The organism is Eubacterium sp. AM46-8, from assembly GCF_003466705.1.
Classification (GTDB): Bacteria; Bacillota; Clostridia; order Lachnospirales; family Lachnospiraceae; genus Lachnospira.
Genome location: NZ_QSEU01000022.1, coordinates 1 through 26,898 on the forward strand (window position 1 = coordinate 1; position 26,898 = coordinate 26,898).

Annotated in this window: 33 protein-coding genes; 10 read left to right on the forward strand and 23 right to left on the reverse strand. The window is 35.9% G+C overall.

Annotated elements, in window-relative coordinates:
• The first annotated feature begins 241 nt into the window (after positions 1-241).
• On the forward strand, positions 242-1,411 hold the full coding sequence (locus DW963_RS12505; protein ID WP_117916194.1) for a GH25 family lysozyme: 1,170 nt from the start codon (positions 242-244) through the stop codon (positions 1,409-1,411).
• A gap of 78 nt (positions 1,412-1,489) precedes the next feature.
• Here DW963_RS12505 and DW963_RS12510 read toward each other — a convergent pair whose 3' ends face one another.
• Positions 1,490-2,473, reverse strand: coding sequence for a DHH family phosphoesterase (locus DW963_RS12510; protein ID WP_117916196.1), 984 nt, complete (start codon positions 2,471-2,473; stop codon positions 1,490-1,492).
• A 125-nt stretch (positions 2,474-2,598) separates the two neighbouring features.
• Here DW963_RS12510 and DW963_RS12515 point away from each other — a divergent pair, with 125 nt between their 5' ends.
• The 6 genes from DW963_RS12515 (at position 2,599) to DW963_RS12540 (ending at position 8,043) form a co-directional block, all read left to right on the forward strand.
• A complete protein-coding gene (locus tag DW963_RS12515; protein ID WP_117916198.1) occupies positions 2,599-3,324 on the forward strand; it encodes an ABC transporter ATP-binding protein in 726 nt (241 codons plus the stop codon).
• The gene (locus tag DW963_RS12520; RefSeq protein WP_117916200.1) at positions 3,321-4,112 is read left to right on the forward strand and encodes an ABC transporter permease; all 792 of its coding nucleotides are present in this window, start codon (positions 3,321-3,323) and stop codon (positions 4,110-4,112) included. Before DW963_RS12515 ends, DW963_RS12520 begins: the two co-directional genes overlap by 4 nt.
• Before the next feature lie 101 nt (positions 4,113-4,213).
• The gene (locus tag DW963_RS12525; RefSeq protein WP_117916202.1) at positions 4,214-4,708 is read left to right on the forward strand and encodes a DUF5721 family protein; all 495 of its coding nucleotides are present in this window, start codon (positions 4,214-4,216) and stop codon (positions 4,706-4,708) included.
• Between the two features lie 165 nt (positions 4,709-4,873).
• Positions 4,874-6,868 (forward strand): molecular chaperone HtpG, encoded by a 1,995-nt coding sequence (gene htpG / locus DW963_RS12530; RefSeq protein WP_117916204.1) that lies wholly within the window; start codon positions 4,874-4,876, stop codon positions 6,866-6,868.
• A gap of 49 nt (positions 6,869-6,917) precedes the next feature.
• Positions 6,918-7,631, forward strand: coding sequence for a signal peptidase I (gene lepB, locus DW963_RS12535; protein ID WP_117916206.1), 714 nt, complete (start codon positions 6,918-6,920; stop codon positions 7,629-7,631).
• Between the two features lie 97 nt (positions 7,632-7,728).
• Positions 7,729-8,043, forward strand: coding sequence for a DUF1540 domain-containing protein (locus DW963_RS12540; RefSeq protein ID WP_022097247.1), 315 nt, complete (start codon positions 7,729-7,731; stop codon positions 8,041-8,043).
• A gap of 62 nt (positions 8,044-8,105) precedes the next feature.
• Here DW963_RS12540 and efp read toward each other — a convergent pair whose 3' ends face one another.
• The 6 genes from efp to nrdR form a co-directional block, all read right to left on the reverse strand.
• The gene (gene efp / locus DW963_RS12545) at positions 8,106-8,663 is read right to left on the reverse strand and encodes an elongation factor P (RefSeq protein WP_022097248.1); all 558 of its coding nucleotides are present in this window, start codon (positions 8,661-8,663) and stop codon (positions 8,106-8,108) included.
• A gap of 68 nt (positions 8,664-8,731) precedes the next feature.
• Positions 8,732-9,175, reverse strand: coding sequence for a type II 3-dehydroquinate dehydratase (gene aroQ, locus DW963_RS12550; RefSeq protein WP_117916207.1), 444 nt, complete (start codon positions 9,173-9,175; stop codon positions 8,732-8,734).
• 1 nt (position 9,176) lies between these two features.
• Complete coding sequence (locus DW963_RS12555) at positions 9,177-9,713, reverse strand: shikimate kinase (protein ID WP_117916209.1); 537 nt, start codon at positions 9,711-9,713, stop codon at positions 9,177-9,179.
• On the reverse strand, positions 9,706-10,578 hold the full coding sequence (gene aroE / locus DW963_RS12560) for a shikimate dehydrogenase (RefSeq protein ID WP_117916211.1): 873 nt from the start codon (positions 10,576-10,578) through the stop codon (positions 9,706-9,708). Before aroE ends, DW963_RS12555 begins: the two co-directional genes overlap by 8 nt.
• Positions 10,579-10,599: 21 nt before the next feature.
• Positions 10,600-11,097: a YqeG family HAD IIIA-type phosphatase gene (locus tag DW963_RS12565; protein WP_117916213.1), complete on the reverse strand. Its 498-nt coding sequence runs from the start codon at positions 11,095-11,097 to the stop codon at positions 10,600-10,602.
• Between the two features lie 39 nt (positions 11,098-11,136).
• Positions 11,137-11,583 (reverse strand): transcriptional regulator NrdR, encoded by a 447-nt coding sequence (nrdR, locus tag DW963_RS12570; RefSeq protein WP_117916215.1) that lies wholly within the window; start codon positions 11,581-11,583, stop codon positions 11,137-11,139.
• A 101-nt stretch (positions 11,584-11,684) separates the two neighbouring features.
• Here nrdR and sigG point away from each other — a divergent pair, with 101 nt between their 5' ends.
• From sigG to DW963_RS12585, 3 genes are all read left to right on the forward strand, one after another.
• Positions 11,685-12,461, forward strand: coding sequence for an RNA polymerase sporulation sigma factor SigG (gene sigG, locus DW963_RS12575; RefSeq protein ID WP_117916217.1), 777 nt, complete (start codon positions 11,685-11,687; stop codon positions 12,459-12,461).
• 42 nt (positions 12,462-12,503) lie between these two features.
• Positions 12,504-12,761, forward strand: a complete 258-nt coding sequence (locus tag DW963_RS12580) for a PRC-barrel domain-containing protein (RefSeq protein WP_117916219.1) — start codon at positions 12,504-12,506, stop codon at positions 12,759-12,761.
• 68 nt (positions 12,762-12,829) lie between these two features.
• Complete coding sequence (locus DW963_RS12585; protein WP_117916221.1) at positions 12,830-13,879, forward strand: lactonase family protein; 1,050 nt, start codon at positions 12,830-12,832, stop codon at positions 13,877-13,879.
• 61 nt (positions 13,880-13,940) lie between these two features.
• On the opposite strand, the gene DW963_RS12590 is transcribed toward DW963_RS12585, so the two are convergent.
• The 16 genes from DW963_RS12590 to DW963_RS12665 all read right to left on the reverse strand — a co-directional run.
• Entirely contained in the window at positions 13,941-14,363 is a 423-nt protein-coding gene (locus DW963_RS12590; RefSeq protein WP_117916223.1) for an aspartate carbamoyltransferase regulatory subunit, read from the reverse strand.
• A 12-nt stretch (positions 14,364-14,375) separates the two neighbouring features.
• Positions 14,376-15,338 carry an aspartate carbamoyltransferase gene (gene pyrB / locus DW963_RS12595; protein ID WP_117916225.1) on the reverse strand — a complete coding sequence of 321 codons (963 nt, stop codon included), beginning with the start codon at positions 15,336-15,338 and terminating at the stop codon, positions 14,376-14,378.
• A 38-nt stretch (positions 15,339-15,376) separates the two neighbouring features.
• Positions 15,377-16,468 carry a tryptophan--tRNA ligase gene (gene trpS / locus DW963_RS12600; protein ID WP_117916227.1) on the reverse strand — a complete coding sequence of 364 codons (1,092 nt, stop codon included), beginning with the start codon at positions 16,466-16,468 and terminating at the stop codon, positions 15,377-15,379.
• 34 nt (positions 16,469-16,502) lie between these two features.
• Positions 16,503-17,864 carry an MATE family efflux transporter gene (locus DW963_RS12605; protein WP_117916229.1) on the reverse strand — a complete coding sequence of 454 codons (1,362 nt, stop codon included), beginning with the start codon at positions 17,862-17,864 and terminating at the stop codon, positions 16,503-16,505.
• Between the two features lie 30 nt (positions 17,865-17,894).
• On the reverse strand, positions 17,895-18,398 hold the full coding sequence (locus tag DW963_RS12610) for a VanZ family protein (RefSeq protein ID WP_117916231.1): 504 nt from the start codon (positions 18,396-18,398) through the stop codon (positions 17,895-17,897).
• Between the two features lie 6 nt (positions 18,399-18,404).
• Complete coding sequence (gene galE, locus DW963_RS12615) at positions 18,405-19,418, reverse strand: UDP-glucose 4-epimerase GalE (RefSeq protein WP_117916233.1); 1,014 nt, start codon at positions 19,416-19,418, stop codon at positions 18,405-18,407.
• A gap of 78 nt (positions 19,419-19,496) precedes the next feature.
• Positions 19,497-20,213 (reverse strand): phosphatase, encoded by a 717-nt coding sequence (locus DW963_RS12620; protein ID WP_117916234.1) that lies wholly within the window; start codon positions 20,211-20,213, stop codon positions 19,497-19,499.
• A 40-nt stretch (positions 20,214-20,253) separates the two neighbouring features.
• Positions 20,254-20,457 (reverse strand): hypothetical protein, encoded by a 204-nt coding sequence (locus DW963_RS12625; RefSeq protein ID WP_117916236.1) that lies wholly within the window; start codon positions 20,455-20,457, stop codon positions 20,254-20,256.
• A 51-nt stretch (positions 20,458-20,508) separates the two neighbouring features.
• Positions 20,509-20,730 carry a Lar family restriction alleviation protein gene (locus DW963_RS12630; protein ID WP_117916238.1) on the reverse strand — a complete coding sequence of 74 codons (222 nt, stop codon included), beginning with the start codon at positions 20,728-20,730 and terminating at the stop codon, positions 20,509-20,511.
• Between the two features lie 227 nt (positions 20,731-20,957).
• Complete coding sequence (locus DW963_RS12635; RefSeq protein WP_147347604.1) at positions 20,958-21,395, reverse strand: hypothetical protein; 438 nt, start codon at positions 21,393-21,395, stop codon at positions 20,958-20,960.
• 413 nt (positions 21,396-21,808) lie between these two features.
• Complete coding sequence (locus DW963_RS12640) at positions 21,809-22,417, reverse strand: hypothetical protein (RefSeq protein WP_117916242.1); 609 nt, start codon at positions 22,415-22,417, stop codon at positions 21,809-21,811.
• Between the two features lie 460 nt (positions 22,418-22,877).
• Complete coding sequence (locus DW963_RS12645; RefSeq protein ID WP_117916244.1) at positions 22,878-23,411, reverse strand: hypothetical protein; 534 nt, start codon at positions 23,409-23,411, stop codon at positions 22,878-22,880.
• 25 nt (positions 23,412-23,436) lie between these two features.
• Positions 23,437-25,314, reverse strand: a complete 1,878-nt coding sequence (locus DW963_RS12650; protein WP_117916246.1) for a fructose-1,6-bisphosphatase — start codon at positions 25,312-25,314, stop codon at positions 23,437-23,439.
• A 371-nt stretch (positions 25,315-25,685) separates the two neighbouring features.
• A complete protein-coding gene (locus DW963_RS12655) occupies positions 25,686-26,084 on the reverse strand; it encodes a protein-export chaperone SecB (protein ID WP_117916248.1) in 399 nt (132 codons plus the stop codon).
• An 11-nt stretch (positions 26,085-26,095) separates the two neighbouring features.
• The gene (locus tag DW963_RS12660) at positions 26,096-26,467 is read right to left on the reverse strand and encodes a hypothetical protein (RefSeq protein WP_117916251.1); all 372 of its coding nucleotides are present in this window, start codon (positions 26,465-26,467) and stop codon (positions 26,096-26,098) included.
• An 18-nt stretch (positions 26,468-26,485) separates the two neighbouring features.
• Positions 26,486-26,898 (reverse strand): GNAT family N-acetyltransferase (locus tag DW963_RS12665; RefSeq protein WP_147347605.1); only part of this gene is annotated, 413 nt, incomplete at its 5' end.

The window sequence follows — 26,898 nt, forward strand, 5'->3', positions numbered from 1 at the left end:
TTTGACTTCCTTTTTGGACTTCATCCCGTGCCTTACTCCACTTCAACGTCCAATCTGCCACTTCAACGTCCAATCTGCCACTCTTTGACTTCCTTTTGGACTTCTTCCGTGCCTTCCTCCGCTTCAACGTCCAATCCGCCACGCTTCAGTTTCACGCTACACTGTGCATCACCTTCCCTCCGCACTCTCCATCATCTTTCGAATATTCTATATTAGAACATTAAAAGAAAGGGGAATGTGAATGAAGAAAATTATCAAAATATATATTGCAATTATTGCTTCTTTATGCCTGTTCATGTCATTTCCGGCAGATATATATGCTGTGGTAATAGATGTGAGCAGTTACAACGGTTTTATTCAGTGGGATAATATGAAAAACTATATTGAAGGCGCAATTATCCGTATCGGATATGGCAGCGATATCCAGTCACAGGATGACTCTGCTGCAATCAGAAATATGGATGAATGTGAACGGCTTGGAATTCCTTACGGCGTCTATCTGTACAGTTATGCTTTGGATTATTATGACGCAGCAAGCGAAACTGCCCACGCCTTAAGACTTCTTCAAGGCAGAACGCCTCAGCTTGGTGTGTGGTTTGATATGGAGGATGCTGACGGATATAAAGCAAAAAATGGTCTGGATGTATACTCCGAAGGAGAACTGCTATCTGATTTCTGCGAAATGTTTGTTAATGCTATGCGTGTCAGCGGATATAAAACCGGCGTCTATGCCAATTACAACTATTTTACCAATGTGCTTGACCTTGACAGACTGAAATCAATCCCAGAGATGAATATCTGGCTTGCGCACTGGGGAATTGATTCTCCAAGCCTTGACTGTACCATGTGGCAGTTTGGTGCAGTAGAAATCGAAGATGAAGAATATGATGGCAATATATATTACTCAGATTATTCTGTTAAAAAAGATGATAATACTGGTGAAACTATGCGTATCGATGATAGTTCATCCAATAATATAAATGTTTACTATCAGACAAAGCTTTCAACAGGCCGCTGGCTTCCCATAGTTAAGAATAATGCTGACTACGCCGGAATATCCGGTCAGAGCATTACCGGTCTTGCAGCCACAACAGATACCGGCTATATAAAATACAGAGTCCATGTAAATAGTGGCTGGCTGGATTTCATAGACAGCCGCAACACTGATATTAATGATTACTATAATGGATATGCTGGCAATGACACACCTGTTGATGCCGTTGAGATATATTATTACACCCCTGATGATATTATTAATTCATCAGGTTATCATTATGCATTCTACAGGGTAAGCCCTGTAAACAGAGACTATTACAGTTTACAGAAAGATAACTCCACCGATAACGGAATGGACGGATATGCAGGAATATTCGGACATTTTATAGACAGGATACAGATTGATATACGATAACTATTGATATATAAATATTAACACAGACCAATGTCAAAACCGTCAGCCTGAACCCGATATCCAGACTGACGGTTTATATTAATTCCATGTTTCTCTTATAAATCTCTCTTTAATCTCTTTTTCAAGCCTTACAACGTCAGCTTCGCTTACCTTTCCATTATCCCCCTTTTTATATGGAACATAACCGCCTGCCATATTATCATGACCACCACCGGTTCCTATTCCTTTAAGTGCATTAACTGTCATTACGCCTGACAGATATTTACCTGCACTTCTTATTGACATCTTAATTCCATCCTTCTTAGGAGAATATACTACTGACAGATTAATTTCATCCAGTGTCAGAGTAAAATCACATATTGCCGCTATAAGCGATTCCTTGCACTCATAACCTGCACATGCAAAGCATACATCTTCTCTTATATCTATCGTACTGAGTGCGTCCTTATATGCCTTAATATCATCAAAATGCAGTACACTGCTGTCAAGGTCTGCAAGAATTGTCCTGTCAGTGTTCATAAACAACTTATAAAACATATCCAGATCAAGCTGTGAAACGCCTCTGCGCATATCAGCTGTGTCCATCTTAATCCCGTACAATAAAGCTGTTGCAACATTCTTTGACATCTCAATATTATTATCAAAATAATATGACGCAATAATCGAAGCGCATGCACCAACCTCCGGTCTTATATCTGAGAATCTATAATCAACATGTTCATATACAGGATGATGATCTATGCATATAATCTCATGACCATTCATATCTATAATGTTAGAATTACCTTTCTGTGCATCAACAAGAATTATCTCATCTTCTTTACTGAATTTATCTGCACTCATATATTCTTTAACTGCAATATCAAGCAGTCTTACCATCTTGGCTGTTACTGTTTTATCAATACTTCCCTTATAACAAATCTCTGCGTCTACCCCTTTTGCTTTAAGCAGTTCTGACAATCCATATGCACATGCCATTGCATCAGGATCCGGGAAATTATGTGTCTGTATAAACACTCTTTTTGTGCTTATATTAGCTATTATCTCTTCTAAGCAGTTCATAATGTACCCCTCATATGACCTTAGTGTTATTATTATATTCTTTATATGCGTCTAATTCAATCTTCATAATCACTTTTTTCAATAATTTTCATAAATTATATTAACCATAGTATGGGAGCAATCTATTGGAATCAATTCTATCTCTGGATCACATATATTATTCTTATCACGATAAAAATGGAGAGACTCCGGTAATCAATGATCTTTCTTTTGAAATAGAACCCGGAAGTTTCACCTCGATTGTCGGTCCATCCGGTTGTGGTAAATCCACACTGCTCTCTCTGCTATGCGATCTTATAAAGCCTGAAGCTGGAACCATATATATAAGACCGCCAGAGAACAATCCGGACTCCCGGATGGGATATATGCTGCAGAAGGATAATCTGTTTGAATGGCGCAGTATCTATAAAAATGTTATGTTAGGTCTTGAAATAAATAACAAAAAAACGCCTGAAAACATTGCATATGTTAATCATCTCTTAGAGCAATATGACCTTGCAGAATTCAAATCAGCGCGGCCATCCCAGCTATCCGGAGGTATGAGACAGCGTGCAGCACTTATCCGCACACTTGCTCTGAAACCGGATATTTTACTTTTAGACGAACCATTTTCTGCCCTTGATTATCAGACAAGACTCGAAGTAAGGGAAGATATATGTAATATATTAAGGAGTGAGAAGAAAACCGTAATATTAGTAACACACGATATATCCGAAGCAATTGCAATGACCGACCGTGTATTAATACTCACGAGCCGTCCTGCAAAGCTTCTGAAAACTATCAATATAGAATCAAGAGATACTCTTTCTTCCCAGAAATATTTTGATGAAATAAGGGAGGTGTTAAAATGAATATTAGTCCTTTACAGAAAAAATTCATAATAAAGCAACGTTTGTATACTATATCAGTAACACTCTCCCGCCTGATATTATTCTTAGGATTTGTCGGTCTGTGGGAATTCTCTGCTGACAAAGGTATTATCAACGCATTTATATTCAGTTCACCGGTAAGGCTGTATCAGACATTTATAGACCTAGCCAAAGACGGAGTAATATTCATGCATATATGGGTAACTCTCTATGAAACCATAGTCGCATTTGCAATAATTACAGTTGTCGGGATTATATTTGCAATATTGTTATGGTGCTTCAAAGGACTGTCAGACTGTCTTGAACCTTTTATGGTAGTATTAAACAGTCTTCCTAAGTCAGCTCTTGCACCTATGCTCATTGTATGGCTTGGCACTAATACCAAAGCAATTATCATAACCGCTGTATCCGTAGCCATATTTGGCATGATAATTAATCTGTACACAGGTTTTCTTGGAATTGACAAAGAAAAAATAACTCTGATACGGACCCTTGGAGGTAATAAATGGCATATTCTGTGCAAGCTTATCATCCCCGGCTCCAAGAAAATCATTATAAGTAACATGAAGGTAAATATAGGTCTGTGTCTTGTAGGTGTAATTATAGGTGAATTCTTAGCTGCCAAAAAAGGACTTGGCTACCTTATAATATATGGCAGCCAGGTATTTAAGATGAGTTATGTAGTTCTCGGAATTGTTATTCTCTGTATTATATCAACAATTCTCTTTGCTATAATAAATATAATTCAAAAGCTATTTCTAAAAGACTGATTATATATTATAATCAATATACATTTTGCAAAACAAGGAGGCTAAAATCCTCTGCTCCTGCATGAGCAGTCGCATTTTGCTTCGCAAAACAAGGAGGATTTATGCTTTCTCTTACAATTAAGGATTTAAAGCAATTTATGAATAAACTTCTGATAAGCGATACATTTGATGGTATGTGTATTTCAGAAGCCTATATATGCACTGGCTGCAGTTATACAATAGATGGAAAGCTCAACACCCACTTTTACCATGAAGATGAGCTTAATTCCATGCCTTCTGCAAGATATACATCATGGAAGAACATTAAGCCTTTCGCATTCAGCATAATTAAGGGCAGGAAAGTTCCTGAACTTTTAAAGGTTACATTTGTACTGCCTGAAGCAGTCGTTGCAAAGCTGATACTTGACAACAGCCTTAACTTTGACCCTGATTGTGTCAATGGTTTATTTCTTAATGTACGCTATCAGGATGGTTCAGTAACCATGACAACAGCATCTTCGCTTAGTACTTTCACTCTCGACCGTTCACTTGATGAAGCATTTGAACGATATATTCTTAACTTCCTGTCAGATGCTGATATTTCCTATGAAGAATAATTTAGAATTATTTAATAAATGCCGCAAAACCGCCTGTTTACATGCTCAGGCGGTTTTCTGTTAGCACTCTTTATCTTTGAGTGCTAGTTTTTGCTTGACTTATGTTTCTGAGTGTATTAAATTAACATTTAGTTTAATACTATACAGATTGGAGAGTGAAATATTATGTCAAAAGAACATGGTAATTTATCTATTAACAGTCAGAATATTTTCCCTATCATCAAGAAATGGATGTATTCTGACCATGATATCTTCTATAGAGAGTTAGTTTCTAATGCTTGTGATGCTATCACTAAACTCAAGAAGCTTTCAATGATTGGAGAATACGAAGCTCCAGACGATATTGATTATAAGGTTGAGATTAAGCTTTCTGCAAAAGATAAGACAATCAAGATCATTGATAATGGTATTGGTATGACTAAGGAAGAGGTTGATGAGTATATCAACCAGATTGCTTTTTCAGGTGCTGAAGCATTCCTTGAAAAGTATAAGGATAAGGCTAATGATGACCAGATTATCGGACATTTCGGTTTAGGTTTCTACTCAGCATTTATGGTTGCTGACCAGGTTACTATTGATACTCTTTCATTTAAGGACGGAGCTGAATCAGTTCACTGGTCATGCGACGGAGGAACTGAATATGATATAAGTGAGGGAACCAAAGCAGCTCCTGGTACAGAGATTACTCTTTACCTCAATGAAGACAGCTATGAATTTGCCAACGAATATAAGGCTAAAGAAGTTCTTGATAAGTACTGCTCTTTCATGCCGGTTCCAATCTTTGTAACTAACGAAGATGCCGGTGAACAGACTGAGGAGATTCCTGAGGAAGAAGTTACAGAAAAAGATACAGTTCTTGATACATTTATAAAGGATGCTGTAACTGAAGAAGTTGAGAAAGAAGACGGAACTAAGGAAACTGTTGAGAAGGTTCCAGCAAAGAAGATGGCCAAGATTGTTAAACGTCCGGTTGCAATCAATGATATCCATCCACTCTGGACAAAGCATCCTAATGAATGTTCTGATGAAGATTACAAGGAATTCTACCGCAAGGTATTCCACGATTATAAAGAACCATTATTCTGGATTCACCTTAACATGGATTATCCATTCAATCTTAAGGGTATTCTCTACTTCCCTAAGATTAATACAGAGTATGAATCTATTGAAGGTACTATAAAGCTTTATAACAATCAGGTATTCGTAGCAGATAACATTAAAGAAGTTATTCCAGAGTTCTTACTTCTTCTTAAAGGTGTTATTGACTGCCCAGACCTTCCACTTAATGTATCACGTTCAGCACTTCAGAACGATGGATTTGTTAAAAAGATATCTGATTATATCACTAAAAAGGTTGCCGACAAGCTTTCAGGAATGTGTAAGACAGATAAAGAGAACTATGAGAAATACTGGGATGACATCAATCCATTTATCAAATTTGGCTGCTTAAAGGATGAAAAATTTGCTGAGAAGATGAATGATTATATCATATTCAAGAACCTTGACGGCAAATATTTAACACTTAAGGAATGTCTCGAAGAGAATAAAGAGAAACATGAAAACACAGTATTCTATGTAACAGACGAAGTTGAGCAGAGTCAGTATATCAACATGTTTAAGAATGAAGGTATTGATGCTGTAATTCTTACTCATAACATTGACCAGCCATTCATCACTAACATGGAATCTAAGAATGAGAATCTCAAGTTCAAGCGTATCGATGCAGATCTTTCAGACAGCTTTAAGGAAGAGACTTCTAAAGACGAGTTGAAGGACATGACCGAAAAGCTCTCTAAGACTTTCAAGGATGCTCTTGGCAAAGAGAATTTAACTGTTAATGTTGAGAAATTAAAGGATGCATCTATATCTTCAATGATTACTCTTTCAGAAGAAAGCAGACGTATGCAGGATATGATGAAGATGTATGGTATGGCAGGCATGGATCCTAATATGTTTGGTGCCGAAGGTCAGACTCTTGTACTTAATGCTAACAATGATCTTGTTAAATATGTTGCAGAACATACAGACGGCGAAAATACTAAGATTATATGCGAACAGCTCTATGACCTTGCTATGCTTAGTCATGCACCACTCTCTCCTGAACAGATGACTGGATTTATTGCAAGAAGCAATAAAATCATGGAATTACTTGCAAAATAACGCCATTTAAACTATCATTGTCTTATATAACAATAAGGAAATATATAACATGACTAATTTTAACTATGACAATTATGACGATGATACTAAAGCTAAATACGATGACGGTATAGAATTCTTAGATGATATTGACGATGATTTCTCTTATGATGACACAGATTATGATGACTATGATATTCCACGATACAGCGACGAGCCACCTGCTCCTGCACGCAAGGACCATAAAGAAAGTATTGGACAGGAAATATTAAGCTATATTAAGATTCTTGCTGTTGCCATCATAGTTGCATTTCTATTCACAAGATTTATTATAGTTAATGCACAGGTTCCTTCTGGTTCAATGGAGAACACTATTCTTACAGGCGACAGACTTATTGGTTTCCGTCTGGCATATCTGTTTCACGAACCTGAACGTGGTGATATTGTAATATTTAAGTATCCTGACGATGAATCTCAGAACTTTGTTAAAAGAGTTATTGGAATTCCTGGAGATGTTATTAATATCAGGAATGGTTACGTTTATGTTAATGGAGAGATGCTTGAAGAGAATTATATCCGTGAGCCAATGAACAGTGATGGGGAAGACCTGACATATGTTGTACCTTCCGGTTCGTATTTTATGTTAGGCGATAATCGTAATAATTCCAAAGATTCCAGATACTGGACTAATACATTCGTATCTAAAGACAAGATAATTGCTAAAGTTTCTTTCAGATACTTCAATGTCAGGACGAAAAGGTTTTCTTTTTCTTTTATCAAATAATCCCCTGCATAATAGATAATATTCAGGGAACAATAATATGGCCGCTATGTTAATTGCAACATGGCGGTCATAATTGTTTTTTGAAAGGAGAAATATTATGGGTAATCTTAACTGTAATGCTGCATCTTGCATGCATAACTGTGACAACCAGTGCTGTCTTAATTCAATCTGTGTAGAAGGAAGCTCTGCATGCCAATGTGGTGAAACATGCTGCAGTGACTATGAACATCAGAAACCAGGTGCAACTAATATGTGCCATCTTCCTAAAGATTCTTTATCCATCTCATGTGAAGCAACCAACTGCATATATAACACTAATAAAAAATGTGATGCTGACCATGTAGACATATCAGGTATAAAAGCTGTAACAGAGGACGATACAGTCTGTACAACATTCCAGGCAAGGGGATAAGTCCTGCTTACACGAAAGGGCTGTCATGCATATGCATGACAGCCCTTAATAATACATAAAAATTATGCTCTTGATGTATACTCACCTGTACGAGTATCAATCTTAATCTTATCGCCCTGATTAACGAATAATGGAACCATAATCTTAGCTCCTGTCTCTACGATAGCTGGCTTAGTAGCACCTGTTGCTGTGTTACCCTTGATACCAGGCTCTGTATCTGTTACTTCAAGCTCAACTGAAATAGGTGGCTCAATAGCAAATACATTACCATCATGTGAACAAAGCTTAACCATCTCATTCTCTTTAACGAACTTAAGAGAATCACCAACCTGATCAGCACTTAATGCAATCTGATCATATGTCTCTGTGTTCATGAAGTTATAAAGATCTCCATCAGCGTATAAATACTGATATTCTGATCTGTCGATGTGTGCAAGATCAAACTTCTCAGTTGGTCTGAAAGAATTCTCTATAACACCACCAGAAATAATATTCTTTAACTTAGCTCTAACGAAAGGTGATCCCTTACCAGGCTTAACATGCTGGAATTCGATTACCTGCCAAATTCCGTTCTCATACTGAATTGTAATACCGTTCTTAAAACTACCTGCATCTACCATTCTTTGGTATACCTCCTAAATAATCAAATGACTTCTAATATTGTATAATAAATATAAACATTTGGCAACTACTTTTTCATTACAAGGTCAACAACTGCTTCCATTGCATATAAATATCCCTTAAGTCCAAGCCCTACTACCTGTCCGTTACATACAGGAACTGTCACAGAAGTATGTCTGAACTCCTCTCTTGTATGTACATTGGATATATGAACCTCAATCTTAGGAATTGCTGCAACAGATGCAAGTGCATCTCTTACTGCATAGCTGTAATGTGTGAATGCTCCGGGATTGATAACAATTCCATCAACATCATTGTAGTATGCCTCCTGAATCTTATCAATTATAGCACCTTCATGATTGCTCTGGAATACTTCCACATCAACTCCAAGTTCTTCTGCCTTCTTCTTAATCATTGAAACAAGCGCTTCATAATTCTGTTCACCATAGATGCCTTTTTCTCTTATTCCTAGAAAATTAATGTTAGGTCCGTTCATTACTAGTATCTTCATATCAATCCTCCATTATTCCCATATTAATAGCTGCCACGACATCTGTATACATATCTTCAAATCTTCTGTCATCAGTCTTAACAATAATATCAGCAGCCTCTTTATAAAGAGCCTCCCTTGCAGTCATAAGGCTTTCAATCTTCTCTCTTAAGTTACCTCCTGCAAGAAGCGGTCTGCTTGTATCCTTAGACAGACGCTTTACCAGTTCATCAACAGATGCTTCCAGATATACAACAATTCCAAGCTCCTTAAGAAGACTTCTGTTAACCGCTCTTACTGGCAGTCCTCCACCAACAGATATAACACAATTATCACAGACCTGTGCAAGCTCTTTGATAGCCTCTGTCTCCATATCCCTGAATGTCTCTTCACCGGAATCCCTGAATATATCCTTAATAAGCTTGTTGTACTTATTCTCTATATACTCGTCAGTATCAAGGAATTCCATATTGTGGTTCCTGGTAATCCATCTTCCAAATGTTGTCTTGCCACTTCCCATAAATCCAATGAGAATAATATTATTATGTCCGTTATTCATCAATTCCAAGCTCCTTCTGAAGACACTTATACACCTCATCAGCCTCTTCCTTAGTAATCTTACAGTCATTCCAGAGCTCGTAAGCACTTACACCCTGATACAGAAGCATCTTAAGACCATTATAAGCATTCTTTCCCTGTGCCTTAATAAGCTTCATAAACTTAGTATTGGCCGGATTATATATAATATCAACACCAACTGCTGCCTTTTTGTAAAATGCTTCATCATCAATAACAACAGCTTCGTCATTCGGATGAAGTCCAACACTTGTTGTCTGGATAATAACATAATCTTCTCCCGGAATATCAGCATAATCAGCAATATTCATAGGAATAACCTTATCATTGTTAAAATGTGCATTAACAGCCTGTGCAATCGCCTCAGCCTTATCAACTGTTCTGTTCAGCAGATACACACACTTTGCATTCTTACTTGAACATAAGAATGTTATGGCTCTTGCTGCTCCTCCTGCTCCAAGAATAATAACCTTAGAATCAGCAAGTTCAATTCCTTCATCTTCAAGTTCTCTCGCAAGTCCAAGAATATCAGTGTTGTATCCTTTAAATCCTCCGTCAACCCTTACAAGCGTATTAACAGCCCCTATAGCCTTGGCAAGCGGATCTATATCTACAAGAGAATCAATAACCTCTGACTTGTGTGGAACTGTAACATTAAGTCCCAGTATATTGAGACTGTAAGCACCTTTTACAGCAGATGCCACATCTCCTTTTTCCACTTTAAATGTAGTATAAACCATATCTTTTCCTGTCAGCTGTGCAAGATTATTATGAATTGCCGGTGACACAGAATGTCCTACCGGATTACCAATAAGTCCGCATACTCTTGTTGTTCCTTTGATGTCCATAATCTAAGCTCCTTTAAGCAATTAATGCTTTCTTCTATTATAGAAAAATAATACAATCCATTCCAGTCTTCTCTTAAGAATAATCTGAATCTCTTCATGCTTATCAATAGGCTTCACAAGAATGGACATAATACCCGCTTTGTTAGCTCCCCATACATCTGTAAAAAGCTGGTCACCAACAAAAAATGTGTTGCCTTTATCAGTACCCATAATCTCCATAGCCTTAATATAATTAACAGGTGATGGCTTTCCTGCCTTGCTTACATATCTTGAACCACAGGCGTCTGCAAGCGGCTTGACCCTGTACTCCTTATTATTAGATATGATACATGTCTCAAAGCCAATAGTCCTTAATCTGTCAAACAAATCACTGCAACGCTTTGTAACAGGTGCTCCATGCTCAACAAGTGTGTTATCAATATCAAACACAATCCCTCTGTAGCCCTTGTCATAAAGCCCCTGATAATCAATGTCATAAGCTGAATCAATATATATATCAGGATAGAATCTCTTAAACATAACTTAAATGCTGCCTTTCTTTAATCTGCTTCTGATATATTACTTAAGAATCTTCTTAATCTCTTCCATAAATGAATCAACATCCTTAAACTCTCTGTACACAGAAGCAAATCTTACATAAGCAACCTCATCAACGTTCTTGAGCTTGCTCATAACGATTTCACCGATAGTCTTGGTAGAAATCTCTTTCTCGCCGATATTAAATATCTGTGTCTCTATCTCATCAACCATATTATTAATCTGTGAGATAGAAACCGGTCTTTTATGGCATGATCTTACTATGCCGGCTGTTATCTTCTCTCTGTCATAAGGTTCTCTGTTATTATCTTTCTTAATAACAATAAGTGGCATGGACTCAATCTTCTCATATGTAGTAAATCTCTTACCACATTCATCACACTGACGCCTTCTTCTTATTGAACTGTCATCAGTTGGTCTTGAATCAATTACCTTAGTGTTATCTTTACCACAAAACGGACACTTCACGCTATCTACCTCCGAATTAAATATATAAATTAATTATGAATAAGCCCAGCCAAAATGTCAATCCTTTTAATGTTGATAAATGTATTATTCAAGGAGGGATTATGGCTGGATACAAAGTTGAAATATGCGGAGTCAATACAAGTGACCTTCCTCTTCTTAAACCAGCTCAGTCAAAAGAGCTGCTTTCAAAGATAAAATCAGGAGATACACAGGCAAGAGAAACATTTATAAAAGGGAACTTAAGACTTGTATTAAGCATCGTCCAGCGTTTCAACCAGAGTGGCGAGAATCTTGATGACCTGTTCCAGATAGGCTGCATTGGCATGATAAAAGCAATTGATAACTTTGATATGTCTTTAAATGTGCAATTCTCAACATATGCTGTTCCTATGATAATCGGAGAAATCAAACGTTTTCTGCGTGATAACAGTACAATACGTGTAAGCCGTTCATTGAAAGATACCGCTTACAAGGCAATAACAACCCGTGAAAATCTTATGAAGAAGAATCTGAAAGAGCCTTCAATTACAGAAATAGCTGAAGAAATCGGCATATCCAAAGCAGATATAGTCATTGCTCTTGAAGCCGTGACACCTTCAATTTCACTGTATGAGCCAGTGTTTAACGACGGCGGTGATACACTCTATGTAATAGACCAGGTTAAAGATAAGAAAAACACAGAAGACCGCTGGGTCCGTAATATTGCACTTAAAGAAGCAATCAACCGTCTCTCCCCAAGAGAACGCCAGATAATAACACTTCGTTTCTTTGACTGCCGCACCCAGACAGAGGTTGCCAAAGACTTAGGAATATCACAGGCCCAGGTAAGCCGTCTGGAAAAATGTGCCCTTCGCGATATGAAAAGACACCTTTGTTAATCAGTGCAATATAATAATATAAGCACATAATAAGGTGTTCCTATGCGTCTATGTGAACTTAAAGGAAAAACAGTTATCAATGATACCGACTGCTGCATATTAGGATTCGTTATTGATATTGACTTTGACCCCGCATCCGGATGTATACTTGCAATTATTGTTCCAGGCCCGGCAAGATTATGTGGTTTTCTTGGCAGAGATTATGAATATGTTATTCCATTCAAATGTATCCGCACAATCGGTCCTGATATCATACTTGTAAGTATATGTCCTGATAAGGTTAAGCAAAAATGTATCTGACCAGTATTGAAAAACCATGCCTCATGCTATAAAATAGTAATATATATGTTTTACGGAGGCGGATAATCATGGATAAGAAATATGTAGCTTATGTTGGCAGCTATACACACGAAAGCAGTAAAGGAATCCATATATATGACTGTGATGTAGCTAAAGGAAGAATAACAGAACGTGGAGAGGTTGCAATTGATAATCCTTCTTTCATTACATTTTCACCTGATAAGAACTTCTTATACGCTATATGCGACCAGGGTGTTTCAGCATATGCAATATTAGCTGATGGCAATATTGAACTTATGAACGTAGCATCAATCAACGGAATGCGTGGATGTCATATATGTGTTACAAGTGATAACAGATTCCTTGTAGTATCTGGTTACCACGATGGCAAGATAACAGTTATGCATATCAATGCAGACGGCTCTGTTGGATTTATTGCAGATGAAATATTCCACAAGGGAATCGGCAGTGTTGCCGAAAGAAATTTTCGTCCACATATAAGCTGGAGTGCATTCACACCAGATGAGGAGCTCTTATGTGTATGTGATCCCGGAATCGACCAGATAAAGCTTTATGAATTCAACCATGTAACAGGCAAGTTAAAGTTATATGATATAATCCGTTCACAACAGGAATCTGCACCACGACAGATAGAATTCAGCCGTGACGGAAAGTATGCCTATGTTGTATGTGAGATGAAGAATTATATCAACGTGTACTCATATGATAAGAACTCAGACAGGAACCGTTTCGAACTTGTACAGAATATATTCACTGTAAGACGCGACCACAAGACTAACAGTGCTGCAGCTAATATAATATTTGACAGTACAGGAAAGCATCTGCTCTGCTCTAATGCAGGTGATAACACAGTTACAATATATAACGTTGACACTAAGACAGGAAAGCTTTCAAGTCTCAACTCTCTTCCAATCAGTGGAGACTATCCTAAATACATAAAGCTTTTCCCTGATGATAAGCACATAATGTCTATGAACAACGAAGGTAATTCTATAACAATATTTACTGTAAAGTATGACAGAGGTCTTATCATAATGAATGGTCCAGAGCTTAAGATTTCAAGGCCTAATAACATGATAATTAAAGAACTTAATTAAAAATGTGCATTATGACACATATTAAGAATGGCTGCCGTTTAATAACGACAGCCATTAATTTTTATGAATATTTCTCTTCGCAGTACTTACATCTGTAAACCTGCTTTTCCTCATCAGCAAGTACGAACACCTGCTTTAATCCCTGCTCAATAGATGTGATACATCTTGGATTCTTACATTTGATAATATTAGTAACCTGCTTTGGAAGAGAGAGTCTCTTCTTGTCTACTATTTCACCATTCTTAATAATATTGACAGTAATATTATGGTCAACGAATCCTAAAACATCAAGATCAACAAGATCAAGACCACCTTCAATCTTAATAATGTCTTTCTTTCCCATCTTACCACTTCTTGCATTCTTAATAATAGCAACCTGACAGTCAAGCTTATCAAGACCTAAGTAATTGTATATCATCATGGCCTTTCCTGCTTCAATATGATCAAGAACAAAGCCTTCATTAAGTTCGCCTACATTTAACATAATTTTTCCTCCTTATGCATCCAGTGAATCAAGTACATGAGCTAATGATGGATTAACCGCTGTATCAAGTCCAAGTAAAGTAAGTATAAGTGCCATTCTTACATATACACCAAACTGAACCTGCTTGAAATAAGCAGCTCTGTCATCATTGTCAACATCAACAGATATTTCATTAACTCTTGGAAGCGGATGAAGAACATACATATCAGGCTTTCCAAGTGCCATCTTATCTTCATCAAGTATATAGAAGTCTTTCATTCTTAAATATTCATCTTCACTGAAGAATCTTTCTCTCTGTACTCTTGTCATATAGAGAATATCAAGTTCTGGCATAGCCTGTTCAAGATTCTCAACTTCTACGAAATCGCAGTTATTAGCCTTAAGCACATCATCCCTGATATAATCAGGAATTCTTAACTCCTTAGGCGATATAAGGACAAACTTTACATTCTTGTATCTAACTAATGAACTTATAAGTGAGTGAACTGTTCTTCCGAACTTAAGGTCACCACATAAACCGATAGTAAAGTTATCGAGTGAACCACGAAGCTCCCTTATTGTCATAAGATCAGTAAGTGTCTGTGTAGGATGCTGATGTCCACCATCACCTGCATTAATAATAGGGATGTGTGAATACTCGGAAGCTACCATCGGAGCACCTTCCTTTGGATGACGCATTGCACATATATCTGCATAACAAGAGATAACTCTTATAGTATCTGCAACACTTTCACCCTTTGACGCTGAGCTTGAAGAAGCCTCAGAAAAGCCTAATACCTGACCTCCAAGATTAATCATGGCAGCCTCGAAGCTTAATCTTGTTCTAGTACTTGGCTCATAGAACAATGTGGCTATCTTCTTACCATCACATACATGACCATACTTTGATGGATCCTTTGAAATATCTCTTGCAAGGTCTAATAATCTTGCCAGTTCATCAACGCTTAAATCAAGCGGACTAAGTAAATGTCTCATAATAGAAAAGCCTCCGTGTGTATATTTAATTAAAATAATTACTCTGTTCTGCTGTATTTCTCTGACTGAACCTTAATAAGTTCTGCATCATTAAAATAATCAATCTTCATAGCAGCCTTGACATTATTAAGAGTGTCCTGTGCAACAGCGTAAGCCGCTTCTGTACCTCTCTTAAGGATATTATATACTTCTGGAATATCCTTTTCATATTCATGTCTTCTTGCTCTGATTGGTTCAAGTTCCTTGTTGATAACATTAAGGAGGAACTTCTTAACCTTAACATCTCCAAGACCACCTCTTCTGTAATGATCCTTTAATTCATCAAGATTCTTATAATCAGGAAGGAATTCAGCAAAATCCTCATCACTGCTAAAAGCATCAAGGTAAGTAAATACTGTGTTACCCTCAACCTGTCCAGGATCAGATACCTGAATATGGTTAGGGTCTGTGTACATACTCATAACCTTCTTCTTAACTTCCTCTGGAGTGTCAGATAAGTAAATACAATTTCCTAATGACTTGCTCATCTTAGCCTTACCATCAGTACCAGGAAGTCTTAAACATGCCTTATTATCTGGAAGAAGAATCTCAGGTTCAACAAGAGCCTCTCCGTATACAGAGTTAAACTTTCTTACAATCTCACGGCATTGCTCAATCATAGGCTCCTGATCTTCTCCTACAGGAACTGTAGTAGCCTTAAATGCAGTAATATCCGCAGCCTGGCTTATTGGGTAACAGAAAAATCCTACCGGAATACTTGCCTCGAAATTACGCATCTGGATTTCAGATTTAACTGTAGGGTTTCTCTGAAGTCTTGAAACTGTAACGAGGTTCATATAATAAAATGTAAGCTCTGTAAGCTGTGGAATCTGTGACTGAATAAATATATTAGACTTAGCTGGATCAATACCAACTGAAAGATAATCGAGTGCAACCTCGATAATGTTCTGTCTTACTTTCTCTGGATTATCAGCATTATCTGTTAATGCCTGTGCATCCGCAATCATAATAAAAATCTTCTCGAATTCACCTGAATTCTGTAATTCAACTCTGCGCTTTAAAGATCCAACATAATGACCTAAGTGAAGTCTACCTGTTGGTCTGTCACCTGTTAATATAATCTTAGACATAGACCATCCTTCTTTCATCCCAAAATTGTAAAAATTATATCATACTTTTACGCAAATGGCAAAAAAGTTTAATATAAATTGGCAGAATTACTGCAATTCCTGCAAGGAACGTAAGCCCCTCATTCCAGCACACTGCATCAAAGCCAAAATGTGGTATCAGAAGTACAGCAACAGCTGCCCTTCCAGCCATCTCAGCAAGTCCTGAGAGGATAGAATATTTGCCATAGCCCATACCCTGAACTGAATACCTTGCAGTAAATAAAAGTGCCAGTTCTGCATTAAACACACTTATGTATCTTATAAACTTCACAGTGTAACCGACAACAACTGTATCAGCTACATTAACGAATATAAGTGCCATATATCTGCCGGTAAAGAAACATACTATCATCGTGATTACAGAATAGATAAGACCAATCTCTAAAGTTTTCTTAAATCCTTCACTGATACGGTCAAATCTCTTAGCTCCGAAATTCTGTCCAACGAATGATGAAAGAGCTGTTCCCAACGCATTTAGCGGGCACAGAATCAGATTCTTAATCTTATATCCGGATGTAAATCCGGCAATAGCATCCTCGCCTAACGCATTAACATAATACTGCAGGATAATAGCACCTATCGCAGTTATAGAATACTGTAAGCCCATTGGCATGCACATTTTAATAATGTTCTTCATGTAATACGGATGGAACTTTCTTTCATCTGCATTAACTGGAAATAACAGTTTGTACTTCTTAAAGATATATACAGCACTAAGAACACCTACAATTCCCTGTGAAAATATAGTAGCAATTGCAGCTCCGGCAACTCCCCACTTCACAACAACAACCAGAAACAAATCAAGAAATATATTAATAACAGTTGATACTGCCATAAATATAGTTGATTTTTTACTGTCGCCAAAGGCCATAAGAAGTCCGAAACAGAAGTTATACAGAACCGTCAACGGAAGTCCTAAGAATATAATAACAAGATACACATGTGCATCCTTAAATATATTTTCAGGTGTCTTTAACCACGTTAAAAAGAGTCCACTCATAGACGCTGTGACTGCTGTCATAATGACAGCAATCGCAAGTGCAAAGTAGACTCCGTTAATAAAATATTTTCTTAAATCAGTATTCTTTCCTGCGCCAAATGCCTGTGAAACAGGAACACTTATTCCTATACATGAACCTATACAGAAATAACATACAATATATGTAAGAGAAGAAGTTGCACCAACTGCTGCCAGTGCCTTAGAGCTTAAGAACTGTCCAACAATTGCTGCATCTGCAATATTATAAAGCTGTTGCAGAAGCTGACCCAAAAGCACCGGTCCTGCAAATGATAATAAAATCCTTGTTATCGGTCCATTAGTCATCTTTGCATTGTCAAGCGTCTCTGTACTGCTCATAAGCTTCTTCGTCTCCTGTAAATAATTAAGCTATATTCCAGACTTCTTATTGTGTCTCATTCTGGCAATAACTCTTGAAATTCCCATAATAATAAGAGTTCCTATAACAGCCCCGCAGCCATCGATAAGCACATCTGTTACTCTTCCACTTCTTCCCGGCACAAAGAGCTGATGTAATTCATCTGTCGCCGCATACAATATTGCTATAAATGCTGATATAGCAACATATCTTATATTAATTACTACTGCTGTAACCGCACCTAATACCAATCCTGCAAGCAGTGCATACTCCATTGCATGTGCGGTCTTTCTTACCGGATGGTCAATTGTCTGTGCCATATGAATCTGCTGTTCCTCACTCATATTATCAAATCCCGGAACAAATATATGACACACAGCCATTCCAGCCTTAATACTCTGGTTTTCTGATTCTTCTCCCGGTCTTGCAGAAAAAGAAAATATAACAACCATCCATGTAACCACAAGTATTGCAAATATAATTCTACGGATATTATAATCTGCTAATCTATCCATATATGATTAATCTCTGTATCCATGAGGATTATGACTCTGCCAGTTCCATGCATCCCTGCACATATCCTCTAATGATTTCTTAGCAGTCCATTCTAATATATCATGTGCCTTAGATGCATCTGCCCATGAGTCTGGAATATCTCCAGGACGTCTGTCTCCAATCTTATAATTAACCTTAACCCCTGTAGCATTCTGGAATGCATTAACGATTTCAAGAACACTGTATGGAGTTCCTGTTCCAAGATTAAATATCTCAACACCCTTGTGAGTATCCGCATATTCAACAGCCTTAAGATGACCACATGCAAGGTCAACAACATGGATGTAGTCTCTTCTGCATGTTCCATCAGGAGTTGGATAATCTCCCCCGAATATAGTAAGCTGCTCTCTTACACCTGCAGCAACCTGTGATACATATGGCATAAGATTGTTAGGAATTCCCTGTGGATCTTCACCAATCTTTCCAGATTCATGTGCTCCGATAGGATTGAAATATCTGAGTAATATAACCGTAAGCTCAGGATCAGCCTGTGCACAGTCTGTAAGAATCTGCTCCATCATTGACTTAGTCCATCCGTATGGATTAGTACAGTCACCCTTATGCATTGTCTCATTATATGGTGGCTTCTGGTCTCCATATACAGTTGCTGAAGATGAGAATACAATCTTAGTAACTCCTGCTTCCTTCATACACTCAATAAGAGTAAGTGTTGTATCAATATTATTGCGGTAATACTTAGCTGGTAATCTTGTTGACTCACCTACAGCCTTAAGTCCTGCAAAATGTATAACGCAGTCTATATGATTCTCTGCAAAAATCTTCTGCATAGCTTCTTTATCTTTAACATCTGCTTCATAAGAAACTACCTTCTTGCCAGTAATCTCTTCAACTCTCTTTATCGATTCCGGACAACTGTTACTATAATCATCAACAATAACAACTTCATGTCCTGCATTAAGTAATTCAACTGCTGTATGTGAGCCAATATATCCTGCTCCACCTGCTAATAAAACAACCATTACATCCTCCTTGGTCTGAATACATAATCGAATTTCATTCCACATACTACCACAGTATTAGTCATATATCAACCATTATCAATCTTTTCTGCCGATAAACGACTCATATAATCTGTAGTCACTATTCACAATCAGTTCATCTGGAAATGCTGTATCTTCAATAACTTTATATGCCCTGTCAAAATCACATATGCTCTCTTTAATATGTGCATCACTTCCTATAGAAATACTGACGCCTAACTCCTTGCACAGATTAAGCATATGCACATCATTCTCGTAAGCTCCCTGTCTTGGTCCTGACGGATTAAGAGAAGTATTATTAAGTTCAAGAAGCACATGCTTCTCCTTAGCTGCTCTCACAAGACGCTCATAATCTACAGGGTATCTTGAATCATCAGGATGCCCTATAATATTGACATATGGATTGTCCATCGCCTTAATTAAAGCATTGGTATTCTGTTCAATACTTCCCGGCTTGATACATGGAATATGAAGACTTGCTATAACAACATCACAGCCTTTGAGCCCGTATTCCTTAAGATCAATATTACCATCATAATCCATGATATTGACCTCACAGCCCATATATATCTTCACTCCACATTTCTGTCTTGGAATAATTCCCATGTTAGAAAAATATAATATGCCTGCACTTCCCGGCATCTTAGGTGCATGGTCTGTTATTGCAAGATGAGTAACTCCGATGCCTGCCGCATACGCCGCCATCTCATCTATAGTATTATACGCATGTCCGCTTACCAGTGTATGAGTATGTGTATCAATTGAATATTTCATAAATTCGTCTTCCTTATATTACTGGTATTATCCATACTGACTAAAATTCAATATCAACTGTACCATTAGCGTGCTTCATATAATCAAAAAGCTTAGGTGCTGTAAGAAGTGTAAGTGGATCTTTCTCTGTATCATCCTCTTCAAATATCTTAACAACCTCATCGATTTCTGAATTAGAAAGAGAATTAATATACTCTCTCATCTCAACTATTGTCATATTAAATAATTCTTCTTTACTCTTCATAACCTGATGTCTCCTTAATTAACTCTTCTAATCAATTCTTTTTCTAACTTATTACTCGGTGCGTCCTGTATAGATTACCTTACCCGTGTTCCATAACTCTGCTGTTCTTCTTGCAGCTTCAAGTCTTTCGTCATCATTCTTAAACTCAAATGTTGCTGACTGACATCCACAATCCAGACATGTTACATAATAACCATGGTCCTCTTCTTCAAGTATAGATGGTCCGAAGCATCTCGGACAATCCTGTAAATCAATCATCTCGTAAATCTCCATGTTATACGTCCTCTCTTAATGTTTTATATATTGGAAAATTAATGTGTTTTCTGACAACATGGATGATTATAGCACATTTGAGGGGAAAGGGAAAAGCTACAGATGATTTAATTTGCTTGTTGAGTTTTCATTTTATTAAACCACATATCATGTATCGCATATTTTCTCTATTCTGCAAGCCTAAAGCACAGAACCATCAGCTCATGATGAACTGATGGTTCTGATTATTAAATCCACTTATTCTTATTTGATTTTCTACACTTACTCTTAACTAAAGGTTTTACAATATCAAACCATGTTCCAACAAAAAATAATCCTAACATAAAAAAATATGTCAAACAAAAATAATTTTTATCTACAACAACACTCATATAACTAAATGAAGTCAACAAATATACCAATATTGACATATCAAGAGAAAATTTTTCCAAACACGTCATCCATTGTGTTTTTTTATTTGGTCTTTTTTTCATAAGCGTTTCAACAATTTTTATAACTATTATAGTAATTATTATTGCTAAACAGGCTAATCCTGCAACAACCACTTCAGTCTGCTCTTTCTTCCAATATAGCATTGGCAAAGTAACCAATGATATTACATAATAAATGATAAATATGATATTATTTGCTAATGGAAACACACCTGAATAATATAATGTATTCATTGACTCTTTATTACTTTGTATACTCTCGTCTTTTTTTTGATTTTTATTATTTTCACTATTATTTATTAATTCAATGGCATTTTCATACCTGTATATCTCTTCTATTTTGCCCCTAGATGATAAAAAATTTAAAAAACTTCTCCTAATATATATATAAACGCACAAATCACACAATATATAAATATTTTGTCCATTCCCCAATAGCTAATTTGAGAATAAACATATGATATACATAATGTATATATCGTCAAAGACAAAAAAAATTGTCAAATGTATTCCCCAATAGCTAATTTGAGAATAAACATATGATATACATAATGTATATATCGTCAAAGACAAAAAAAATTGTCAAATGTATTTTTCAAATAATAGCGCACTAACTTTTTATCTTTTCTATCATATTTAAATTGTTCTCAAAAATAGCAATTGGATAAATAATTATATAATAATATCAAAATTAGCATAATAACGCACAATGAAACTTTTAACAACGTGTATTCTTCTGTCCGAAGTCTTTCCAAACTTATATTTAAATTTATACCTACTGTATATATAAAATATATTACAGATGCCGCAAAAAAGCAAAAACTAATACCATTCAGTTTATCTCCTTTTACCTCTCTTTTGCTCCTTTCCCAATCATATTTTAATAATAACGATATGTATTCTATAATTTGATTTTGACATTTATGTAATTCATTTGTATTATTACAATCCATTTTTTCTATCTTTTTTATTAATTGCCATATATGTGCATCATCCATATAATTATGCGAACAATTACTTCCATACGCATTTATTCGAACCTTTAACTTGACCATACAATTTAACGTTTCTTGATATGAAGCACCTTGTATTTCCTCCATAATACTTCTCATACTTTCACGCCAATTTTTTCTTTCCAATGTTATATGTTCCAATTTACCCTGTTTATCACTTTTAATAAATGCAAATATTGCTGTAATGAATGCTGCTATAACTGATGATCCAAATAATATTTGAATAACTGCCTCTTGTTGCATACTACTTCCTCCCTATATTCAAAGCTTAACATAATTTTGTAATTTCACTAATGTTAACAGAACATCACAATAAGAGAGGTCTCCTCAACCTCTCTACAAATCAAATATTACAATCCCACAATGGGACTTTGTTTTTCAACATGAATTAACCCAAACTTATCCATAGTATATTGCTCCTTACCCTATGTATACTTGAATTAATCCAAACAATTATTTTCACATTCCGACTTAATTGAATTTTATCATACAGAACAATAAATATCAATTATTGTAACTGCACATTTTATGCATTACTGTAAACCTTGTGGTTCTTCCAACAAGAAAGAAATCATTTATGATGACTAATTTTTGTAATTTCCATTAACTAAAAGCTTTATATATTCCGTATCTTTGTGATACTAATTGTTAGCCTACCTTAATTTGCCTTATCTCCAACAGCCTTTCTGTATATGTCAATATCCTACCTCCTATTTTCAAAGCATTTTATCAACACATTCAATATATGTGAAAATGTGAGTAAAAACGCACATTGTAAACCATGTGATTGTCCAGGTCTAATTTCAAAAGAGTATCTTTCGTGAGAGAAAGTATTTTCACTTTTTTTCAAATCATCAATAAACATTTCATATGTATATTCTGATTCATAGTTACTCTTCATAGCACCTATTGTTAAATCTGCTATAACATTTTGTGTTTCTTTTGATAATTTTGTAAATAATTCTTTATATAACTTATGTCCTTCTATCATTTTCCCAAATTCATTTTCATAAATAAGTTTAAGTACAATTTCACACGAAAATGATAAATTAACAAATGCTGGATTTAAACGCCAAACATCTTCATTAGTTGGAGTACCATTTAGAAGTTTGGGAAGTATTGATTGATATAAATCATTTCCTATTTTGTAATATGTGTCTGCTAAAATTACACCTTCAGCATGACTATAAAATCCAGTAAAATATTGATCCTTTTTGGTATTAGAATTTGATTTCATTTAAAACTCCCCCTTAATACACATTTTATGTATTATACACCTCCAGAAGATTCATCAAATCATTAATCTCCTCGGCAATCTGCTTACCATTATCAGTATCCTTTACGAACACCCTCTGCTTTTCTACATAAACAACCTGCGACTCAGATTCAATATCTCTGTTGCTATTAATTGCCATGTTAATGCTCATAAATGGATGATGCTCTTTAATCTTCATTCCATGAGAATTATAGATAAGCGTATATCCGGCTATTCCTGTTGCGTCATGATATCCTTCGCAGAAACCGCCGTCTATAACAATCAGTCTTCCATTAGCTCTGACTGGATGCTGCCCTTCCTTCGTTCTGACAGGAGTATGACCATTGATAATATGTGCATTCTCATTGTAGAGATTAAACTCCCTTAAAATCATCTTGCATATTCTCTCATGTTCGTACTGGTCATAATATGGATTCTTGTCTTCTTTAATTGCATCCTTATAGTCAGCATTTTTCTCCTTGTCAAGGAATGTTCTTTCAAATGTTTTAATACACCTTCCCGTTACCGGCGATAATATATTGCTCCATAAAAACCACATAAAATCCACCGCGTCCGAATCACCAGTTCTTGCCTGTCTCACCATCGACTCGCAATAGTCAAGATACTCACGACCTGTGTACGACTTACCATCCACAACAATTCCGTCAAACACCCCTTGTTCATCAAGTGGCACACAGCCGTGGAATAGAAGATTTCCATTATGAATCTTATAAATGTTTCCTTTGTCATATAGAAAATTAATATGCCTCTCAAGCACCGTGCTGTTGATAAAATCTGCTCTGAATCTTCCCATCAGGAACATTTCTTCCATCGTCAGCTCATAAGGATTATTCATGTCAATTGTTGGGAACTCAGTAGTGTTAAGAAAATATTCTTTATCGCCGATTCTTACAATGCCCTTATCCAGATCCATCTTGTCTAGCAGAAGTCTTCCTTCCATTCTATATTCTGGATGCCTCTTAATAAGCTGCCCCTCTAGCTTGAATAAAATTACAGAAATAGCCTTATATACTGCATCATCAACATTTTTATCTGAATACGTCTTAACTGCAAACTGCAGAAGGAACCTAAGGCTTATTCCATAGCCATTCTCAAGTATTGACATAGTCTTGTATTTAATATTATTTCTGACGACAAGTGCCATGCACACCGGATTGCCGCAAAATGCTCCCATCCACAATATGTCATGATTACCCCACTGTATATCAACACTGTGATGCTCCATCAACAGATCCAATATCTTATCCGCATGCGGTCCTCTGTCATATATATCGCCCAGTATATGAAGATGATCCACAGCCAGTCTCTTAATCAGATCAGTCAGCGCAATAAGGAACTCATCACCATTGTGAAGACTGAGAATTGTTTCCATAATCTGTCTGTGGTAAACACTTCTGTTATCATCCTCATCCTTCTGTGCATGTATAAGCTCATCAATAACATATGCAAAATCCACTGGCATTGCTTTTCGCACCTTGGATCTTGTGTATTTAGACGACAGCAGCTTTGCAATCTGAATCAGCTGACCAAGTACATTTCTGTACCATTCATCAGTCACCTTATTTTCCTCCATAAGAATTGAAAGCTTCTCCCTTGGATAATATATCAGTGTACACAACTCCTGCTGTTCAAATACAGTAAGCTCATCTCCATACAGCATCGCTACCTTCTCTTTAATTACCCCAGAACAATTATTAATTATATGGTAAAATGCATCATATTCTCCATGGAGGTCACTCATAAAATGCTCTGTTCCCTTCGGCAGATTCATAATTGCATTCAGATTAATAAGTTCGCGGTAAACTGACTGCTTTGTGGGATATTTTTCTTTTAAAAGCTTTAGGTATTTATCGTATTCTTTCATGGGGCCTCCTTTTTATCTGGTTCTCATAATATTATTGACAACATATCTGGCAATATAATTTATACATTAACCCCTTTTTCTCACACATAATCACTACCAACCTTTCTGGCATATTTTTATAGTGTCTGACACATTAAAATATCAACATTTATTTGCGATTTAATAAGAATATTATAGGATATTCCTATATAAATCGCAATAAGCATGTATCATTTTGCATATATTATCAAAATATTTTTTATAATGTTTTCAGTAATTCTACTAGTAGTGTTAAAGTCTTATGACATGCGACATCTTGAAATTAAATTTCTCCAAAATAACTAAGTCCGAGACATTGTCCCGGACTTTTCTTTATATCTCATACTCTCTATTCAATTCATAGGTTTGGTAAAATTAACAAAAGGAATATTATATGTTCCATATTTTGATGCTGATGTTACTTGTGCAACAATCGGTCTTAAATATGATAATAATAATGATGGAGCATTCTGATTCAACAATTTTTCAATCATATTGTCATCTAATTCATCATTCCATCTAAAGTTAGCCCCTTCTATAGCTTTTATGTAAAACGGAATATCATCATTCTTTTCTCCTATTTCAACATCTAACTCAACTAATGCTTCATTTCGATTTTCTTCCTTAGCAACTTTAACAGACATATTCATTCTAATCTGTATTTTAGTATCTTTTTCACTATTAAATTTCTTATTAATCCAAAATTCCAAACCCGATAATGCCGGATTGGTAAACTGAAATGCACTTTCCATACTATACTCCTCTATGCTGCATATGATAAATATCCACTATCTTCTGGCTTTCCATAACAATCATTATTATTAACAACCCATGTTAAACCATTATTCTGCTGCTCATTATTATAAAAAACAGTATCAACATTTACGTCAATAGTAACTTCTATATTAAATTTCTTTTCTCCTTTGCCAGTTTTGTCCAAAAAATCCAAATCTAAATTCGCAATATCAGCCACAAAACCATTATCTATATCTGTAATATGAATATTTTTTTCAATAGATGCAAGTATTTGAGAATTTGAATTCAAAAAATCTATTGATGGTCTAAATAAATTATTAGCAAAATTAATTGAATCCTCTCCTGATAATACAATTGTGTCAACAACTTCACTAGCCATATAAACTATCTCCTTTAATTATATTTTACTATCTAAATATTCTTTCAATTGATTCATGTGATTCATACAATCAAAATACATGGCTTCTGTCGTTCCATCCTGTCCCGCAGTATTATTAATCATCTTATTAAAGCCAATTTTACTATACCACCCTATTAAATCCAACTTAGCATCAATTGTTATTACTCTTATTGGCCAAAAAATCGAAAGCTGCCTAACTTTTTCTATTATTGTATGTAAGACTGCTGTTCCTATCCCATTCTTTTGATATTTTTCATCTATAGCTATAAATCTAATATGTACAGCAGACAATTTACCATTATTTATCTCTGTACTATAATCTGATATTTCTTCTGGAAAATCTTCAAGTTTAATTTCCCTAAACATAATTTGATAATAACCTAAAATAATATCTTTATACATTATATTAT